The sequence below is a fragment of the Paraburkholderia silviterrae genome (assembly GCF_004353915.1).
Lineage (GTDB): Bacteria > Pseudomonadota > Gammaproteobacteria > Burkholderiales > Burkholderiaceae > Paraburkholderia > Paraburkholderia silviterrae.
Genome location: NZ_SMRP01000054.1, coordinates 26,553 through 28,181, shown reverse-complemented (window position 1 = coordinate 28,181; position 1,629 = coordinate 26,553). Strand labels below are relative to the sequence as shown.

The following is a 1,629-nucleotide window of genomic DNA, read 5'->3' as shown; positions in this document are numbered from 1 at the left end:
GCCACTGCAATGGTGCATTGGCTCAATGTCGCGCTGGGCCAGCCATAGCCCCTCCAACACTCGTCAAGCAGCGTATTCATGATCGGCCATGAAAGCGACAGAGTGAAGCTGACGCCCCGGGAGCTGGAAATGAACGTGTCTTGCAGTTTTGGATAGCGATGGTTGCAATCCCAGCGTGCTGAGGGGCGGACTGACGGTGTCAGATTAACTTGGCAATCCAGCCGGATATACAAGCGTATGAGGCTCCCGTACCTATGCGGTAGATCTGCCAACCATTCGTAGAATGGCTTTATTTGTCGAGCAAACCTAAATTGATTTTGGCGGCAGCGCACAGACGAGACGCGCACGACACAGCACCTCCCATCGTCAATGAAGCTTTTTGCGATTGTATCTTCCGGTGCGATCGAGCCGTTGATTTGTCGGGCGGTCGGCCAGCGCGGCGGCAAAGCAGATCAAGCAAATGCAACGAGGGTGAATTTCGCTCCAGCCATGGCAATCCGTACGAGGAAACCGGTGACGAATCGCATTGCATTTGGCATGGTCGCGCTCTATTTGCTAAGCGCGCTGTCCGACGAGCCGGCGTATGCCGCTGGCCCCGCCGCCGAGGAGGCACCCGATACGATGCAGGCACGCTTGCTCGGCTGCGCGGTCTGCCATGGCGCGCACGGAGAGGGTACCGACAACGACTATTTCCCGCGCCTTGCCGGAAAGCCAGCCGGCTATCTGTACAACCAGCTACAGGCGTTGCGCGACGGCAGGCGCAAGTACCCGCCGATGAATTACCTGCTGGCGTATATGCCCGACGCGTACCTGCGCCAGATCGCCGAATATTTCGCGAACGAGCGGCCGCCGTTTCCAGCGCCCGCGGCGCCGAACGTCGATGCCCGCGCGCTTTCGCTTGGCAAGACGCTGGTGAATACCGGCGACGCCGCGCGGGCCATTCCCGCCTGCGTGACCTGCCACGGACCCGCGCTCACCGGCATGGAGCCTGCCATTCCCGGCCTGCTCGGGCTGCACGCCAGCTATCTCAGCGCGCAGCTCGGAGCGTGGCGCTACGGCACCCGCCGCACCATCAGTCCCGATTGCATGCACGACATCGCGACGCGCCTGACCGAGCGTGACATTACTGCGATTGCCGCGTGGCTGGCGTCGTTGCCGGCCCCTGCAAGCCCGTCGCCGGCGGCCGCGGGTTCGTCGAAGTTGCCGCTCGCCTGCGGCAGCGTTCCCAACTAGGCGAGGCCTCGCCATGGCCAGTCCCCGATCCCTCGCAGCGCTTGTCATCGCGCTTGGCGGACTTGCGACGCCGTTGGCGTCGCCCATCGCCGGACAGGCGCACCCGGACAGTCACGCCCAGCTTATTGCGCGTGGCGAATATCTGGCGCGCGCTGGCGACTGCATTGCATGCCACACGATGCCAGCCGGCAAGCTGTTCGGCGGCGGACGGCCGATGCAGACGCCGTTTGGCGCGCTCTACACGCCCAACATCTCGTCCGACAAGGAGACCGGCATCGGTCAATGGACTGCCGGCGAGTTCTACCGGATGCTGCACGAAGGCAAGTCGCGCGATGGCTCGTTGCTGTACCCGGCAATGCCGTTCGCGTCGTATACGAAAGTCACGCGCGCCGATTC

The 1,629-nt window shown here is 63.2% G+C and carries 1 protein-coding gene and 1 pseudogene; both read left to right on the top strand.

The genetic code is table 11. The annotated features are described in order from the left end of the window. Positions 1 to 621 precede the first annotated feature (621 nt). A complete protein-coding gene (locus tag EYW47_RS39470) occupies positions 622 to 1,233 on the top strand; it encodes a c-type cytochrome (protein ID WP_240764123.1) in 612 nt (203 codons plus the stop codon). Between the two features lie 13 nt (positions 1,234 to 1,246). Beyond that, positions 1,247 to 1,629 (top strand): annotated as a pseudogene (locus EYW47_RS42300) (cytochrome c); the annotation flags it as partial.